Origin of the sequence: Paenarthrobacter aurescens (assembly GCF_025421775.1) — a bacterium.
Classification (GTDB): domain Bacteria; phylum Actinomycetota; class Actinomycetes; order Actinomycetales; family Micrococcaceae; genus Arthrobacter; species Arthrobacter aurescens_B.
This window is the reverse complement of the sequence record NZ_JAOEFX010000005.1, coordinates 126,983-143,105: the sequence shown is the minus strand read 5'-3', so window position 1 is coordinate 143,105 and position 16,123 is coordinate 126,983. Positions and strand designations below refer to the sequence as shown.

Here is a 16,123-nt window from a genome sequence, read left to right as displayed (position 1 = left end):
GGCCCCTCCCCCTTTTATGGGAGTTCCTACGTACGTTCCTTCATGGGATGCATGGTGGGCCTGTTCGGGCTCGCTTGGATATCCAATTGGAGGGAAACCAACAGCATCTGAACGCCCAGCACAAAGGGCACCACAGCCAACATCACCGACCCTGCAGTCGGAGACCCAACGCTGGCGGCAAGAACCCAGATTCCGGCAACCAGACCCATGACGATGAGGGCGATGCCGGCGATCAGCAGGAGGGCGACCGCCGAGAAGGACCACACCATGTATTTCCACCACACACGGCGCCAGAAGCCGCCGAAGAGCATCGCCAGAAGTTCGGGAATGACCTTCCGCAGCTTGATGCTGGACACTTCGTTGCCGTAAACGGCCGGAATCGGCACATCAACGATCGGAACGTCAAGAATGTTCAGGTGGATCAGGAGGTCATTCTCGAAGCTGTAGCGCGCGGCAACTTTGTTCATCGGGAGACGGCGAAGGACCTCGGTGCGAATGGCCGTGTAGCCATTCTGCGGATCGAAGATGTGCCAATAACCCGAGGCAAGCTTCGTCATGAAAGACAACACGATGTTGCCGAAGATGCGGTAGCCAGGCATTCCCGCAAATGACTCACCCGAGAAGAAGCGGTTGGCTTTCGCGAAGCCGTAGCCATCAACCACTGGATCAAGAAGCTGCGGAAGGTAGTCGGGATCCATCTGGGCATCGCCGGCCATGACCACGTTGATGTCGGCGCCCAGTTCCATTGCGGCTTTGTGAGCCGTAAGGACCGCGCCTCCCACGCCCTGGTTGACCTCGTGCCGGATCAAGGTGACCCGACCGTCGTCGGCACGGCGTGCTGCGCCTGACGTGTCGTCAGGGCTGCAGTCATCGACGATGACGATGTCATCAACAAAATCAGGCATCGTTTCGATGACCTGGGCGATGTGGTTTTCTTCTTTGTAGGCCGGTACTACCGCGGCAATTCGAACGCCTCGATACATCGATTATCCTTCGCTGCTGTTTGGTGTGAGTCTCTGTGTTGGCGTGTCGGTGCCCGACTGGCCATCTAACTGTTCGCTACCGGTCTCCGGTTGCTTCTTTTGCGGGAAGACCCAGTGCTTGTAAATGAAGTAGTTCCATCCCATGGTCACGATCGTCGCAACAACTTTACCCACCACGTACCCGGCACCTATGAATTCAAAAAGCTCAACGATTCCCATCACGGCAAGCGTGTTGAAAACAAGAAGCCCCGAATACCTCAGCACCCCGCCAATGGCTGTTCCGCCGCCGTTGAACGCAAAGTGGCGCTGCAGGAAGTAGTTGAAGAAGAAGCTGCCCCAAAAGCCGGCGCCCGTGGCAAGCCACAACGGCCAGCCGAAGACCTGGAAGCACAGGGCCAGCAGTCCGAGGTCCAGAAGGAAGCTCAAACCGCCAATCAGGAGGAACTTGAACAAGCTGGACGCCAGGAACTTGGAGATGAATGCCTTCATGATCAGCAGATCCTTCCTAGCGGTGCGATTCCGTCCGGGTTCCGGTTCTCGAGGATCCCCGATACGCCGTCGAGCTGGAGTCGGTCCTTGGCTGCGGCGTCGAAGGCTTCTTTGCCCCCGGGCAACTGCGACCAGTCGATCTTGTAGAGCGCGGCGTTTCCTTCGCGCACCACGAGCTGAAGATACGGAATGGAGTCCGGCTGTGTCAGCCCGGCCTTGGGCTCGTCCCATGCCCGGATCCTGCCATCAGCAATATAGACCCATTCGATGCCCAGCTCGGCGGCCGCGTCGCGTACTTCCGAATCCGTGGCAAGCTCAGGGAGCTTTTGGAGGACGAGCAACTGACGATTCGTAGGAAGAATCTCGAAGTGCCGGATCATCGGCATGCGGTTGCCGAGGGCGTACATCCAGACCGAGCCGTCGCACGAATCGTTCAGTACCGTGGCGTCCTGCGGCACATACTGATCGATTTTGCTGAGGAGGCCGACTTCAGATGCACTCAGCGTCGCCCCGTTAACTTTGGTGTTGATGTTTATCCGCTCGGCGTTTTGCTTGAAGTACGGGATAGCCGCGATGCCACTGACAAGGAGTACCGCTGCCGCGGCAACTGCGGTCACCACGTGGCTGGGCCTCCGGCCGGCTTTGATTCCGTCCGTAGTGGAGTTGGCCGAGCGGCTGCGTACCTTTGCCACCAGCCAGGCGATGGCTTCAGCCACCTGCGCCACTCCCAAACCCGCAAGGGGCACAAGGAGCATCACAAGTATGCCGAAGATTCGCCACTGGTCGTCGTAGAACGGGGCCGTCAAAGTCATGAAACGCGGGTTGTCTGTACCCATGGTGTAGACCGAGAGGAAGGCGAAGGCGAGGACAGGACCGAAATACCACCACATGCGGATCCTGAGGACCACGGCCAGGCAGCCAAGGGCCACAAGCGCCGTCAGGATCGGCATTGCCATTGAACCGTGGTTCAGGAAAATGATGTTTTGGATAGCACCGTTGCGGTCAGTGTCCGCGGCCCAGACCTGCTTGGAGACGCGCTCGGATTCCTTCAGCATCTGGGCGATGATCGGCCAACCGAGGACGACTGCCAGAACACCGGAGACCGCAAGGTAGACCGTAATGCCGAGGATCCTGCCCTTGCGGCGGATCAATGCAGAAATCAACCAGAAGATCAGTACGGGCAGGACAACGAAGGCCAGTGAGGGATGGACTGCGATGAGTCCGACTGCGCCAAAAGCGATGCCGGGGATCCAGAACTTCTGTCGCTCCACGGCCCCCTTCACTGCCAGCAGGGCGAACGGCCCAACCAGCAGCATTCCGGCAAAGAACGGAATCAACGGGCCACGCCACAAGAGGTCGTATGGGTAGACCGTAAACCAACCGGCAACGGCCGCCGCGGCCGCCAGAGCAATCGGGCGGCGGGTGACCAGCATGGTCAAGGCCATGGTGCTCAACGGCAGTTGAACTGCCATCATCACCAGGACAAAGACGTTCAGGAACACTGGGATGCTTACGCCGCTCATGGGCCAGAACAGAGACAACACCGCGTGGAAGGCGATGGGGTAGCTCCGGATGGGAGCTTCAGGAATGGTGGTGTCGTAGTAGGCAAAGTTGCCTGCGATACTCGGATCCCACTCGTGGTTCACGGAGATCAGTCGGATCATGTTGGCGTGCCAGGGAATGTCCCAGTCCTGGTTGATCCCTTGGAGGCCTTCGGTTCCCACAATCCAAGAGACAGCGGCAACCGCACCGCCAGCGACCAAACCGGCCAGGAGGATCCACCACGATCCCTTAAAAAGCTGCTTGCCAAAGACTGGCGGCTGGGCAACGGTGCCGAATTTGTCCGGGAAATAGCGCCGCAGCGTCAAGCGCAGGGCAAACAGGAGTGCACACAGCACCAGCAGCACCGCCGTCACCGGGAGCAACTGCCAACTGAGCCCCAGCGCATTTCCCATGACGCCGATGACCGTCAGGACGCCCATTCCGAGCAACGGCGCTACAACGGGCAGTAGAACCCGGCGAACGCCCAACGCTTCTCCCAGGATCCACCCCGGGCCCCACCACAACACAACGATCAGGAGTACACACAACAGCAGCGGGCCGATACCCATTCCTACGATCGCCTTTCTTAGATGCTTCCACCAGCCATCCGTTGACAGACGACTCTTTGCAATTGGATGCGGCTTAGTTACGTTCCCGCAGCCACGCCACGGCTTGGTCAGCCGGACCCTCGAACTGGACCGTGCCCGAGGACAGCACCACTCCCCGGTCACAGATCCGCGAAATCATGTCAAGGTCGTGGCTGACCACCACCAAAGTCCGGCCTTCATCAGAGAGCTGCTTGATCTTGGCCAGGCACTTCCTCTGGAACGGTTCGTCGCCCACGGCCAGGATTTCGTCCACGAGGAAGATATCCGGCTGGGTATGGACAGCTACCGCAAACGCAAGCCTGAGGAACATACCCGAGGAATAGAACTTCACCTCAGTGTCAATGAACTGTTCAATCTCGGAGAAGGCAACGATGTCGTCGAACTTTTCCTGGATCTCCTGTTCCGTCATCCCCAGGATGGCCGCATTGAGGTAGACGTTTTCACGACCTGACAAATCCGGGTGAAAGCCTGCTCCCACCTCGATCAGGCCCGCGACCCTGCCCTTGGTGCGAACGGTCCCTTGGTCAGGCAGGATGACACCTGAGATCAGCTTAAGAAGCGTGGACTTGCCGGAGCCGTTGAAGCCCAACAATGCCACGGTCTCCCCCGGCTGGATCTCAAAGCTGACGTCGTGCAAGGCATCGAATTTCTTGGTGAGATCCCCTTTCCGCCCCTTGGCAAGCCACACCAGCGTTTCCTTCATGGAATGCGAGTGGCGGAGGTTGAAGGTCTTCTTCAGGCCCTTGACGATTACTGCTGCACCCATTTAGACCTCCTGCGCAAAGTGGCCCTCGAGCCGTCGGAAGACGATCTGGCCAATAACAAGGAACAGTGCCGCCATGCCCAGTCCGATGAAGCCGGTCACCAGGAGGTGTGGAGGCAATTCGACAGGCTGATTGACCGTTGGATACCAAAACGCCCAGTGGAACAGTTCCACCGCAACGGTAATGGGGTTGAGCTGGTAGATCGTCAATACCCAAGGCGCGGCCAGGCGGCGGATCATGGTCCAGTCATACAAGACCGGCGAAGTCCATGTCACGATCATCATCAGCATGTCCACGATGTTCTCGGCATCCCGGAAGAACACGTTGATGGCACCGGCCAACAGGCCAAGGCCTGTTGCCGTAACGGCCACAATGACAAAACCAAGAAGGGCACCGAAGAGCTGCATGATGTCCGGATGCCATCCGCTCAGCAGTGCTGCGGCCAGCAGGACAATCAATTGCGGCAGGAAGTGGACTGCAGCCACCCATACGGATGCCACCGGGAACAGCTCACGCGGAAGATAGATCTTCTTTACCAGTGCCGCATTCGAGACGATGGATCGGGTGGCATTCGAGAATGCCTCCGAGAAGAAGTTGATGACAATGACACCGGAGAACATGTAAAGCGCGTAGTTGGGAATTTGATCCCCAACCCGCAACACGATGCCCAAGGCAAAAAACAGGACCACATACTGGACCAGCGGCTTGACATAGGACCAAGCCAAACCCAGTACCGAGCCGCGGTAGCGGACACGGAGTTCCTTGCGGACAATCAGCTTAAGAAGGTACCGCCGGCGGTAGACGTCCAGCAGCCCGGCGCCCACCCCCGGAACAGCATACGTATCAGTGGAGTTCGACATCGCTACTTGCTGGGCTCCGACGCATCAAAGGTTTGCCGCCAGGAGTCCATCGAAGTGATCTCTGGAAGGGCTTCACGATACTGGGCCCGCAGGGTCTCCCAGTTGGAGAAGAGCTGGGCGTGGAGTTTTGCCGATTCCACCACAAGCTGGCGGGCCAGCTTGGGGTCACGCAAGTGCCACGAAGCTCCCGTGCCATCTGCGTTGGAGACGACTGCACTGTCCAAGTGCGCAAGGCTCCACCATTTGCCATCCTGGTGCGCTACCTGTGCCTCGGGGTTCTCCTTGGCGGAGTCACGCACGGGGGCCAGCGTTTGCTTCAGGACGGTTTTCACGGCCCAGGGAAGCAGACCAAGGGCACCGGGCTGCTTGTAGGACTGCGGCTTCTTGGGGGGACGCTTCCGGAAGACCTCCGGGAAGGCCCCGGGATCAGTTTTGACCTGCGAGTCCTGGAATTCCTCGCGCATTGCACGGAGCTTGGGCATGGTGGTGGGCAGCTGCTGGTGCAGGTTGCCCGGGCCCGCAAGGACATCCCTGAGGGCCATGATCCTCGCCTGCTCAGGGTAATACTGCATGGACACCAAGTGCTTGACGTCCGTGTTCAGGCTTTCGCGCAAGATGCGTCCGCCCTTGGGGAACGGCGAGTGCAGGAGCGTCGCGATAAGCCTGTTGCGCTCATGGTAGTAGGCCTGCCAGTCAACAGAGTCGTCCTTATCGGCCCAGGAGACGTGCCAGACAGCCGCTCCGGGCAGAGTAACCGTCGGGAATCCGGCGGCACGGGCGCGAAGTGAATACTCTGCGTCATCCCACTTGATGAAGACGGGAAGGGAAAGTCCAATGGTTTCCACCACGGTCTTCGGGATTAGGCACATCCACCAACCGTTGTAGTCAGCATCCCAGCGCCTGTGCAGCTGAGGGGTGGAACGCAAGCCCGCAGAGGAGAAGTCGTGGTTGCCGAGGCCTTCCACAGGCCCCCACAGGAAGCGGTAGAAGTTGACGACCTCCGAGTAGGCATGCAGGACCGACTTGTTGTACATGTCGAACATGTGCCCGCCAACAATGGTTGGCTTGCGGCAGAGGTCAGCGAATGCCACTGCACGCATGACGCCCTCAGTCTCAAGCTCAATGTCGTCGTCCAGCAGCATCACGTAGTCGCTCTTGTCGGAAACGACCATCTCATACATGTTGCGGGCGAAACCGCCTGAGCCACCCAGGTTGCCCTGGTTGATGACGCGGAGCTGGTCACCCATCGACTCTGCGACTGCATCGAATCCGGCTTCGTCAGCGACCTTCTTGTTGCCTTGGTCGACGATGATCAGCTCGGCGAGGATCTCCCTCAGCCCGGCGTCGGCATCAATCGACTTGATGGTTTCGAGGCAGTAGTCAGCGCGGTTGAACGTCGTAACACCGAGCGTGACCCGGCCCTGGGGGCGGCCTTCATCCGGGACTGCCCAGTGGGCGCTCTTAAGCGTCATGCCGTCGCCGCCGGCGATGAGGTCGAACCAGTACCAGCCACCGTCGCCGAACGGCGCCAGGGTCAATTCAAAGTCGTTGCCGGCCGCGCCTTCCACGAGTATGGAGTCAACACGCTGCGAGGCGCCACGGGCGTTGGAGCGGTAGACAATGACCGTCCCCTCGCCTTCCGTTTCAAGATGCAGGACTGTCTTCGTGGCAACGGTCCACTTCCGCCAGTAGCTGGCAGGAAAAGCATTGAAATAGGAACCGAAGGAAAGCCGCTCACCACGGCGAACCTGCACGGAACCGCGGTCCAGGATGTCCTCGGGGTGCAGTTTCCGCGTCATTCCAACTGCCTGCACGACGGCGCTGTTGTCGCCGTCGTCCTTCTTCACCTTGCTGGTATCCGGGTCGACATACAGCGGAAGGGTGTCGAGGTCGCGGTTGGCCGGGAAAACCACACGCTGAACAATACGCAGGTTTTCTTTGGCCGGTGCCAGGTCATCCGTAGTGGTCATAGCCGTCTTCTGACTTTCGTTCGTAGTAGCCGTCATGCGTCCACTCCCCCGCTTTCAAGCTTGGCGCCGCCAGTGAAGTGCGGCTTGATCTTGTTGTCGAACATGGACAGGGCAGAGCCAATGGCCATGTGCATGTCGAGGTACTTGTAGGTTCCCAAACGGCCGCCGAAGAGGACGGACTTCTCGCCACGGGCGAGGTCGCGGTATGCAAGCAGTTTCTGGCGGTCGTCAGAGGTGTTGACCGGGTAGTACGGCTCGTCACCCTTTTCGGCGAAGCGCGAGAACTCACGCATGATGACCGTTGCGTCCTTGGTGTAGTCACGCTCAGGGTGGAAGTGACGGAATTCGTGGATGCGGGTGTAGGCAGCATCGGCGTCCGGGTAGTTCATCACAGAACAGCCCTGGAAGTCCTCAATGGGAAGCACTTCCTCTTCAAGGTCGATGGTGCGCCACGAGAGGTCGCCCTCGGCGTAGTCGAAGTAGCGGTCCACCGGGCCGGTGTAGATGACCGGCACCTGGCCCAGAACAGCAGACCTGCCGAACTCACCGTCGTCGAAGAAGTCCGTGTTCAAAACAACCTCGATATTGGGGTGATCGGCCATACGTTCGATCCACGCTGTGTAGCCGTCAACCGGAAGACCTTCGTAAGAGTCATTGAAGTACCGGTTGTCGTAGTTGTACCGCACAGGGAGCCGGGAAATAATCTCGGCCGGCAGGTCCTTGGGATCCGTCTGCCACTGCTTTCCTGTGTAGTGCTTGATGAACGCCTCATACAGCGGGCGGCCAATCAGCTGGATGCCTTTGTCATTGAGGTTCTGCGGATCGGTCCCGGCCAATTCGCCGGCCTGCTCCGCGATGAGGGCCTTCGCTTCGGTCGGGCTCATGGCCGAACGGAAGAACTGGTTGATGGTGCCCAGGTTGATGGGCATCGGGTAAACCTCGCCCTTGTGGCTGGTGTACACCTTGTGCTGGTAGCTCGTGAACTTGGTGAAGCGGTTCACATATTCCCAAACGCGTTCGTTCGACGTGTGGAAGAGGTGTGCGCCGTAGCGGTGGACCTCGATTCCCGTCTGCGCTTCGTTCTCGCTGTAGGCGTTTCCTCCAATATGGTGGCGGCGATCAAGCACCGCGACCTTCAGCCCCAACTCGGTAGCGGCGCGTTCTGCAATGGTCAGGCCAAAGAAACCCGAGCCGACGACGACGAGATCAGCGTTCACAAACTCTCCTGTGTATTGGCGTGCGGGCACAGAAATGCCCACGTCTACTGGTCAAGGCTACCCGACATGACTCGGGTTCCCGGTATCCGGGGCGGGGCACCGTGGTGAGGGGCCGCGCCCGGAAACGGCTAGGGGAGGTTGGCCAGCGGCCAACCTCCCCTTGGTGCCTTGCTTGATCTGAAGTGCTCAGAGAGTGATGACTGAGCCGGATTTCGCGGATTCCAAAACAGCCTCCGCGACCCTCAGGGTCTCGAGCCCCTCTGCCATGGTGACAATGTTCAAGGACTTTCCGAGAACTGCATCACGGAAGGCCTCGTGCTCCATTTTGAGGGGTTCACGCTTTGCCAGCGCAAAGCGCGTCGATGACCCCTCGGAAACACCGCGGAATGCCGCAACGGAATCCCAGTCCGTCTGGAACGTGCCGTTCTCCACGAACGTGAGGTCCGCGGAAATGGTGTCGGCAATGAACGCGCCGCGTTCGCCAAGGACCACCGTGGTGCGTTCCTTCATGGGTGACAACCAGTTGACAATGTGGTTCGTCACAACGCCACTCTTGAGATGGCCAATGGCCGTGACCATGTCCTCATGCTCGCGGCCACTGCGGGAGGTAGTGTGGGCCACGACGTTGACGAAGTTGCTCTGGGCCAGCCAGGCAGTGAGGTCGATGTCGTGGGTGGCCAGGTCCTTGACGACACCGACGTCGGCTATGCGGGCCGGGAACGGCCCCTGCCGCCTTGTGCTGATCTGGTAGACATCACCCAGGTCACCATTCTCCAACCGGTCCCGGAGGCTCTGCAGCGAGGGGTTGAAGCGTTCAATATGCCCGACGGCACCGATGAGGCCCTTGGATTCAAAGGCTTCAGCGATCCGTCGGCCAGATTCGGAATCATTCGCGATCGGCTTCTCGACGAGGCAGTGGACACCTGCCTCGGCAAGCTGCAGCGCCACTTCCTCGTGGAGGATCGTGGGCACTGCCGCCACAGCCATATCAATGCCCTGTGCGATGAGTTCCTCAACCGTGTTGAAAACCGTCAGGCCGTCGGCAACGTTGTGGGGGTCTCCGAAGGAATCGGCAACAGCAACAAGGTCAACGCCTTCAAGTTCACGAATGACACGGGCGTGGTGACGCCCCATCATTCCAAGTCCGATGAGGCCTGCGCGCAGATTCGCCACTAGCTACCCGCCTTGGCGACAGCGTTGACGGCGGCAACAATCCGGTCAAGGTCATCCTGGCTCAGTGACGGGTGCACCGGAAGGGAGAGCACGCTTGCTGCCGCCTCTTCGGTGACGGGGAGGTCATCCGAGGTCTGGAAAGGCGCAAGACGGTGGTTGGGAATCGGGTAGTAGACCCCGCAGCCAACGTTGTATTCCTCACGCAGGGCCTTGGCAAAACCGTCACGGTCCTCAGCGATGCGGATCGTGTACTGGTGGTAAACGTGTTCGTAGCCTTCGGCGACCTTAGGCGTGACAACGCCTTCGATGTTCGCGTCAAAGAAGGCAGCGTTTTCCTGGCGGGTCTTGGTCCAGCCGTTGACCTTGGTCAGCTGGACGCGGCCGATGGCGGCATGGATGTTGGTCATGCGGCAGTTGAAGCCAACCAGTTCGTTTTCGTACTGGCGTTCCATCCCCTGGTTGCGGAGCAACCGGAGGCGACGCTCCACGTCGGCCAGACCAGTGCTGACCATGCCACCCTCACCCGACGTCATGTTCTTGGTGGGGTAAAGGCTGAACATGGCGAAGTCGCCAAACGTGCCAACCTTGCGTCCATTAACTGCTGCGCCATGGGCCTGAGCAGCGTCCTCGAAGACCTTGACGCCGTGCTTGGTTGCAAGCGCGCCAATCGCATCGACGTTGAACGGGTGCCCGTAGAGGTGCACTGGCATGATGGCCGCTGTACGGTCGGTGATTTTTGCTTCGACGGATGCCGGGTCCAGAGTGTAGTGATCCGGATCAACGTCAGCGAAAACGGGAGTGGCACCAGTCAGTGCCACCGAGTTGGCCGTCGCTGCGAAAGTAAACGACGGAACGATGACCTCGTCTCCAGCGCCGATGCCGGCAGCCAGCAGGCCCAGGTGAAGACCCGAGGTGCCGGAGTTGACAGCAACGGCGGCCCTGCCATCGAGGAGGACCTGGGAGAACTCCTCCTCGAAAGCGGCTACCTCCGTGCCCTGGGCGAGTTGGCCGGAAGCCAGCACGGCATCAACGGCCTTGCGCTCTTCATCGCCGATGATGGGTTTGGCCGGGGGAATGAATTCGGGGCTCATGCCTCTACCTCTCGAAGGGTCTCGTTCTGTTCAACATACGTTGCGCCGGTTTCCGGACACACCCAGTTCTCTCCGCTGCGCTGCAGCGGGAAACCAGCTTTGCCGACCCACCCGTGACGCTTGGCCGGAACTCCGACCATCAGGGCAAAATCCGGGACATCTTTGGCTACGACCGCGCCGGCGGCAATTGTGGCCCACCGTCCAATGGTCACGGGAGCAACGCACACGGCGCGGGCACCGATTGATGCGCCCTCGCGAATGGTGACGCCAACGGGCTCCCAATCGTGAGCGCTCTTCAAGCTGCCGTCCGGGCCGACAGCACGGGGGTAGGTGTCGTTGGTCAGCACAACTGCCGGGCCAATGAACACACCGGCTTCAAGTTCCGCGGGCTCGTAGACAAGTGCATAGTTCTGGACTTTGCAGTTGTCCCCCATCTTCACCCCGGTGCCGATATAGGCACCTCGTCCCACGATGCAATTGACGCCCAACTCGGCCTGCTCGCGGACTTGGGCAAGATGCCAAATCTTTGATCCATCACCAATTACCGCCTTGTCTGAAACATCGGCGCTCTCCGCAACCACTATCACCGGTGAAGGTCCTTCCTCATTGAGCACACGCGACAACGAGATTCATCTTAGCTGAGACACCAAGCCCCAACGTCAAGGCAGCAAGCGTGCTTTGCCCAGTTGTCCACATACACCCTCGCACGGGCAGCGGTTCGGCTGCCAACTACATATCGTCAGCTATGGCGGTCCCGCCAATGAAAAGCGAACCATCAAGGCAGCGATGCGAGGAGGATTCAGTGAGATTGGAGTGCACATTGGTGCGCGGCCCGGCTGCGGCGAGTACTGCTGCCCCGGAGGAATTGACCATCTCGGTCACTGCAGGTATGTCCGGCACCCAACTCCTGTCCCTCCTTCAGGATCAGCGTGGAGCTGACACACTCTCCGTCGACGGACGGGATTTGTCCACCCTTACAGTAGGACAGCCGCCCTTGGTGTCAGGCGCCGTTTTGGTGGATGGTCCTTCCCCGCCGCGCCGCTCCGGACCCACGCCCCAGCCCTTGATGCTGTTGACCCATTCGGGCCCCAGTGCCGGCGCCATCTTTCGGATCCATCGCGGACGGTTCCGAATCGGCAGGGGCCCGGTCGAAATTCCGGTACCGGATCCGGGCATGTCCAGGGAGCATGCTGTCGTGGACGTTTCCAGTACAGCTCTGACACTGAGCGCGGTGAAGGGTGCAAACACTGTATTCGTGGATGGACAGCCCGCACGCCGTAGATCAGTCAACTCCGGGTCAGTAGTCCGGTGTGGAAACTCCACTTTCACTGTGCTCACAGAGAGCGGTCAACTGCCGGAAATTTCCGCCGACGCCGGCTGCTCCGTCGAAGAACCCCTCGAAGTCCCCCATACGGGAAGTCCCAGCAACCGATTGGCCATCACTTTGGCGGCGGGACTACCGTTGGCTGCCGGTATCGGACTGGCTGTTGCCACCGGTATGTGGACGTTTTTGGGTTTCACCGCCATCTCAGCAGGCAGTCTCCTTCTCCCCCTCATCGCCGGCCGGAAGAGCCGACGCGAGCGTAGGACAGCTGTTGCCCGTGCGGCACAGGACGACATCGGCCGGCGTCGTCGATGCTCGCCATCAGCTGCGGAGATATCGGTAGCTGTGCACGGCATCGGCGCAGTTGCGGGCCGGCTGTGTCCGCAGGCCGCACAGGCGCTGCCCAATTCTGCAGTGGCTCCAGGTTCACAGTCATTGGCTGGCATTGACCGGCCCGGAGCGTGGCTCAGGCTCGGCACCATGGACACAGCTGCCAACATACGGATTGTCCCTGAGGATCCCGGGTTCCGTCCGCCACCCATCGGCCCGGCGCCGGTGACGTTGGATCCACGACATCCGGTGGTGGCCCTTTCCGGGGAACCAAACCACGTGGATGCCCTGCTTCGCTTCATGCTGATGCAACTGGCCATCTTTCCGGTCGCCTCACAGTCACCTGTCGTCATCCTGGGACCGGCGGGACGCCTCCCCCTGAGCGCAAGATTCCTCCCGCAGGTAACTCTCGCAACCGGCCACGACGCCGCTTATGCTGCCCTTCAGGATCAGAACGGCAGTCCTAACGGGAGGCTGTTCATCATTGGGGACCCAGTGCGTGACCAGGTCGATGCCCTGCCATCCCTGCTGAGCGCTGCACGTCTTGCTTCGTGGCAAGTGGTGTACTGCGGGGCGCCGTCCGAACGCGCTGAACCCGCCATAGAGATTTCGTCATCGGGTACAGATGCTTATTTGGAGCAGGGCAGTGAGCGAAGGCCCTTCATTCCGGACCTCGTTCCAGACCGGGTTTTCGACGGGTTCTGCAGGAGCGTGGCGGCCATGACCGGCCAGGTTGGAGCCAGCACAACCCAAGCTATTCCTGACCAGTGTTCCTTGGCAGACCTGCTTCCTTTTGGGCACCGGCGAATCCTCCGCCGTTGGGAAGACGCGATACCGCAGAAGGAGCTTACGGCGGTGCTGGGCCGGGGCCGCAATGGAATGCTGGCGTTTGACTTCAAGCATGACGGTCCGCACCTGTTGATTGCCGGGACCACAGGCTCTGGAAAGTCGGAACTCCTCAGGACGCTCGTAGCTTCCATGGGGCTGAAGTACCCTCCGGATCACACAACTTTCCTGTTCTTTGATTTCAAAGGTGGCTCAGGGCTGCGTCCTCTTGCTGGCCTCCCCCACTGCCTTGGGCTTCTGACCGACCTTGCCAGCCATCAACTTCATCGCGCTCTTACTTCACTTCGTGGAGAGATCACGTACCGCGAGGAACTGTTCGCCGCGGCCGGCGTGACGGACCTGGGCCAATACCAACATGCTGCTACGGCCAGGTATCCGACCATCCCGCATCTGCTGCTGGTAATCGACGAGTTCCGCATGCTGATTGACGAAGCCCCAGCCGCCCTTCGCGAGATCATTCGAATCGCCTCTATCGGCCGGTCTCTCGGTATCCATCTGGTGATGGCAACGCAAAGGCCTCAGGGGGCACTGACCGCCGATATCCGGGCAAACGTGACCTCAAGCATCGCCCTTAGAGTGCAGTCGGAGGGAGAGTCCGTGGACATCATCAACTCCAAGGCAGCTGCCTCGATTCGAGCCAACGTCCCGGGTCGGGCATTTCTGGCCCGGGCGGCGAGCAAGCCGGAAGAGTTCCAAGCCGCATCTCTTTCTGGTTTTCCAGACGTCACCATCACGGGCACACCGGTCGAAGATGTGCTGATTGTCCAGGCGACTAAGCAGGCTTTACAGCAACGTACAGAAGCCCGAATGATGACAAGCCACCCGGATGCTCTCCCGGATGCGGGTGTCCAGCAACTCGTTTCGATTGTGCAGGACGCTTGGCGGCTTCTCGGCAAGCCCCTCCCCAGGCACCCTGTAGCGGCACCGTTGCCCCCTTCGATCCGTTGGCAGGAAGAGCTGCGTGCTGTGGAGATCGTCAAGCGCCAGGCATCCAGTGCAACACCGCTGTGGGCTGTCGGACCTGTGGCGCTGCTCGACAGGCCGTCGAAGCAAATCGTGGAACCCCTGCTGTGGTTTCCGGCCGAAGATGGTCATCTGGCGATGATCGGAGGCCCGTCGAGCGGCATGGACACCTGCTTCAGGGCTGCCTCCGCCATGCTGGCGACCCATGGCCCTCAACCGCACCTCTATATCTTGGACGCAGCCGCAATAATCGGCGATCTCGGTGGGCGCGGAAGAATTGGCGCCATAGCTGGACTGCACCAACTGACACTCGCGGCGCGCGTCCTGAAGCGCCTCGCGGAGGAAATGGAACGTCGACGCACCCTAAGTGATGCAAGCAGGGCCAGCAAACCATTGTGTTTGATCGTCACTGGCTGGTGTTCTTGGGCGACTGCGTTCAGAGCAGGGCCCTCAGCTTGGGCAGAAGCAGCTCTCCAGGACATTGTCCGGGATGGTAGATCGCTCGGCATCACTGTGTTGATTTGTGGTGAGCGGGAGCTCGTCAGCTCACGCTTCTTTGCAGCCATACAAAATCGCGTATATTTTCCCACCGGGTCCACTGAAGAGTCGCGATTACACTGGCCGCGACTACCTGAGGTGGACTCCCTACAGGGACGCGCCGTGGTTGTGGGCAACTTCGTTGAAGGTCAGACAACGGTGGCACAGTTTCGCGAAGCTCCCTCAACTTCCCCTTGGCCGTTCGCCCACGTCATGGAGTCCGAACCGCCATTCCGGCTGCGGCCACTCCCGGAGCTACTTGGCGGACAGGAGTTTCGTAGTCTGCTGGCCGAGACCCCCGAACAGCGGTTACCCCCCGGACCAGAAGCCACGCATCTGTCCAGGCAACGGGTGAACTCCAAGGTCTTGGGCATCCCGGAGGAGAACTCTCATAGCTCTTTGTGGATCGGCGTCGGAGGTGACGAAGCGATGCCCATGTCTTTCCCACTCAGGTCTCACGGTGTCGGCGTCATCCTCGGTGGCCATCGTTCCGGGAAGAGCTCGGCCCTGGCGTCTCTTTACAACCTGAATTCCTCGATTCCATGGGTTTTCCCACCAATCGGGGCATCCCAGGAATCGTTTTGGGCCACAGTTGCGGGCGATGCGGCGGCGGGGATGCTGGATCCCAACAGCATCCTGTTGGTGGATGACGCGGATTCTTTGAATGCCCAAGTCCACAAGGCTCTCGCTGCGGTGGTCAGAAATGTCCGCGGCGTCGTCCTCACGGCTACCCCTGGCCCGGCGCTCGTACAGCAATTGCCCCTCGCCAGGGAAGTACAGGCTTCACGTACGGGTGTGATTCTGGCCCCGGGAACACCCCACGATGGTGAACTGCTGGGGGTCCGGCTTGATGCAGGTCGAACACGCCCCGGTCGCGGCTTCCTGGTTAATGGAACGGAGGTGAAGCCGTTTCAAGGCGTGCTCACAACAGGCTTCCCGCCCCCGAACCTGCCGCCAGCGGACGCGCGGACCAGCTACAGCACTCCGGACGTACCGCCGGTGCGTGAGGCATAAGCGACGACGTCCTTTTGGAAAAGGAACACAATCGCAGCAGCGGCAGGGACGATCATCGCCAGCCCTGGCGCCACCAGCCCGCCGGTCATCGTGGGGAAGCCGATGGTAAGGACGAACAATTGGGCCACCAAGGCTGCGGCGCGCGTCCATCTATATCCGCGGAACAGGAAATGTCCCACTGCAAAGAGCCATACCGAGAAAGCAAGGAGCAAGCCCAGGGTGAAGACAGCTCCCCAGAAGGTCAACACAGGAGCCCCCGTCAGCAACTCGAAGGCATACCAGGCTGCAGCTCCGAGGAGCGCGAGGGCTTCCAGCAGAACAACAACGGAGATCACAATGATTCCCCGAGGCCTAGGGCGACCGCCCGCAGCCTCGGCTTCCTGGCTCGGCTGCACGTCAGAACCGTCGCTTC

At 60.2% G+C, this 16,123-nt stretch carries 12 protein-coding genes; 1 reads left to right on the top strand and 11 read right to left on the bottom strand.

Annotation, left to right across the window (positions count from 1 at the left end; translation table 11 throughout):
• Nucleotides 1-26: 26 nt before the first annotated feature.
• The 10 genes from N7568_RS12385 to N7568_RS12340 form a co-directional block, all read right to left on the bottom strand.
• Nucleotides 27-983, bottom strand: coding sequence for a glycosyltransferase family 2 protein (locus N7568_RS12385; RefSeq protein WP_089595595.1), 957 nt, complete (start codon nt 981-983; stop codon nt 27-29).
• Between the two features lie 3 nt (nt 984-986).
• Complete coding sequence (locus N7568_RS12380; RefSeq protein ID WP_261610125.1) at nt 987-1,472, bottom strand: GtrA family protein; 486 nt, start codon at nt 1,470-1,472, stop codon at nt 987-989.
• A gap of 2 nt (nt 1,473-1,474) precedes the next feature.
• The gene (locus N7568_RS12375; RefSeq protein WP_261610124.1) at nt 1,475-3,583 is read right to left on the bottom strand and encodes a DUF6541 family protein; all 2,109 of its coding nucleotides are present in this window, start codon (nt 3,581-3,583) and stop codon (nt 1,475-1,477) included.
• A 73-nt stretch (nt 3,584-3,656) separates the two neighbouring features.
• Nucleotides 3,657-4,388 (bottom strand): ABC transporter ATP-binding protein, encoded by a 732-nt coding sequence (locus tag N7568_RS12370; protein ID WP_089595598.1) that lies wholly within the window; start codon nt 4,386-4,388, stop codon nt 3,657-3,659.
• Nucleotides 4,389-5,246 (bottom strand): ABC transporter permease, encoded by an 858-nt coding sequence (locus N7568_RS12365; protein ID WP_172324331.1) that lies wholly within the window; start codon nt 5,244-5,246, stop codon nt 4,389-4,391.
• A 2-nt stretch (nt 5,247-5,248) separates the two neighbouring features.
• Nucleotides 5,249-7,252: a glycosyltransferase gene (locus tag N7568_RS12360; protein WP_261610123.1), complete on the bottom strand. Its 2,004-nt coding sequence runs from the start codon at nt 7,250-7,252 to the stop codon at nt 5,249-5,251.
• The gene (gene glf, locus N7568_RS12355; protein ID WP_261610122.1) at nt 7,249-8,433 is read right to left on the bottom strand and encodes a UDP-galactopyranose mutase; all 1,185 of its coding nucleotides are present in this window, start codon (nt 8,431-8,433) and stop codon (nt 7,249-7,251) included. Before glf ends, N7568_RS12360 begins: the two co-directional genes overlap by 4 nt.
• A gap of 186 nt (nt 8,434-8,619) precedes the next feature.
• Nucleotides 8,620-9,606, bottom strand: a complete 987-nt coding sequence (locus tag N7568_RS12350; protein ID WP_089595601.1) for a Gfo/Idh/MocA family protein — start codon at nt 9,604-9,606, stop codon at nt 8,620-8,622.
• Nucleotides 9,606-10,697, bottom strand: a complete 1,092-nt coding sequence (locus N7568_RS12345) for a DegT/DnrJ/EryC1/StrS family aminotransferase (RefSeq protein ID WP_261610121.1) — start codon at nt 10,695-10,697, stop codon at nt 9,606-9,608. Before N7568_RS12345 ends, N7568_RS12350 begins: the two co-directional genes overlap by 1 nt.
• A complete protein-coding gene (locus N7568_RS12340) occupies nt 10,694-11,311 on the bottom strand; it encodes an acyltransferase (RefSeq protein WP_311236096.1) in 618 nt (205 codons plus the stop codon). Before N7568_RS12340 ends, N7568_RS12345 begins: the two co-directional genes overlap by 4 nt.
• 188 nt (nt 11,312-11,499) lie before the next feature.
• On the opposite strand from N7568_RS12340, the gene N7568_RS12335 reads away from it, so the two are divergent.
• Nucleotides 11,500-15,711 (top strand): FtsK/SpoIIIE domain-containing protein, encoded by a 4,212-nt coding sequence (locus tag N7568_RS12335; RefSeq protein ID WP_261610119.1) that lies wholly within the window; start codon nt 11,500-11,502, stop codon nt 15,709-15,711.
• On the opposite strand, the gene N7568_RS12330 is transcribed toward N7568_RS12335, so the two are convergent.
• Complete coding sequence (locus tag N7568_RS12330; protein ID WP_439898977.1) at nt 15,672-16,106, bottom strand: hypothetical protein; 435 nt, start codon at nt 16,104-16,106, stop codon at nt 15,672-15,674. The two genes, N7568_RS12335 and N7568_RS12330, sit on opposite strands and share 40 nt — an antisense overlap.
• Nucleotides 16,107-16,123 lie beyond the last annotated feature (17 nt).

Coding starts and splice junctions, on each gene's coding strand:
- N7568_RS12385 (WP_089595595.1), bottom strand. CDS start 983: ATGTATCGAGGCGTTCGAATTGCCGCGGTAGTACCGGCCTACAAAGAA.
- N7568_RS12380 (WP_261610125.1), bottom strand. CDS start 1,472: ATGAAGGCATTCATCTCCAAGTTCCTGGCGTCCAGCTTGTTCAAGTTC.
- N7568_RS12375 (WP_261610124.1), bottom strand. CDS start 3,583: ATGGGTATCGGCCCGCTGCTGTTGTGTGTACTCCTGATCGTTGTGTTG.
- N7568_RS12370 (WP_089595598.1), bottom strand. CDS start 4,388: ATGGGTGCAGCAGTAATCGTCAAGGGCCTGAAGAAGACCTTCAACCTC.
- N7568_RS12365 (WP_172324331.1), bottom strand. CDS start 5,246: ATGTCGAACTCCACTGATACGTATGCTGTTCCGGGGGTGGGCGCCGGG.
- N7568_RS12360 (WP_261610123.1), bottom strand. CDS start 7,252: ATGACGGCTACTACGAACGAAAGTCAGAAGACGGCTATGACCACTACG.
- N7568_RS12345 (WP_261610121.1), bottom strand. CDS start 10,697: ATGAGCCCCGAATTCATTCCCCCGGCCAAACCCATCATCGGCGATGAA.